This is a genomic window from Corynebacterium sp. MSK039, assembly GCF_030232315.1.
In the GTDB taxonomy this organism is placed as follows: domain Bacteria; phylum Actinomycetota; class Actinomycetes; order Mycobacteriales; family Mycobacteriaceae; genus Corynebacterium.
The window spans coordinates 1-838 of the sequence record NZ_JASPJL010000036.1 but is presented as its reverse complement, the minus strand read 5'-3'; the positions used below and the strand labels follow the sequence as shown (position 1 = coordinate 838).

Sequence of the window (838 nt, the reverse complement as noted above, 5' to 3'; positions counted from 1 at the left end):
GGCACTGTTGCAAATAGTCGGTGGTGATAAACTTATCATCCCCTTTTGCTGATGGAGCTGCACATGAACCCATTCAAAGGCCGGCATTTTCAGCGTGACATCATTCTGTGGGCCGTACGCTGGTACTGCAAATACGGCATCAGTTACCGTGAGCTGCAGGAGATGCTGGCTGAACGCGGAGTGAATGTCGATCACTCCACGATTTACCGCTGGGTTCAGCGTTATGCGCCTGAAATGGAAAAACGGCTGCGCTGGTACTGGCGTAACCCTTCCGATCTTTGCCCGTGGCACATGGATGAAACCTACGTGAAGGTCAATGGCCGCTGGGCGTATCTGTACCGGGCCGTCGACAGCCGGGGCCGCACTGTCGATTTTTATCTCTCCTCCCGTCGTAACAGCAAAGCTGCATACCGGTTTCTGGGTAAAATCCTCAACAACGTGAAGAAGTGGCAGATCCCACGATTCATCAACACGGATAAAGCGCCCGCCTATGGTCGCGCGCTTGCTCTGCTCAAACGCGAAGGCCGGTGCCCGTCTGACGTTGAACACCGACAGATTAAGTACCGGAACAACGTGATTGAATGCGATCATGGCAAACTGAAACGGATAATCAACGCCACGCTGGGATTTAAATCCATGAAGACGGCTTACGCCACCATCAAAGGTATTGAGGTGATGCGTGCACTACGCAAAGGCCAGGCCTCAGCATTTTATTATGGTGATCCCCTGGGCGAAATGCGCCTGGTAAGCAGAGTTTTTGAGGTGCTGTTGCAACTTGGGGCGGGAGCCAAGAAAGCTCCGTTTTTATTGTGTGATCAACGCTATGTTCCTGTGTTGT

The 838-nt window shown here is 52.4% G+C and carries 1 pseudogene; it reads left to right on the top strand.

Annotated features, from left to right (window positions below):
* Positions 1-63: 63 nt before the first annotated feature.
* Positions 64-762: pseudogene (locus QP997_RS09705) on the top strand (IS6-like element IS26 family transposase); the annotation flags it as partial.
* Between the last annotated feature and the right edge of the window lie 76 nt (positions 763-838).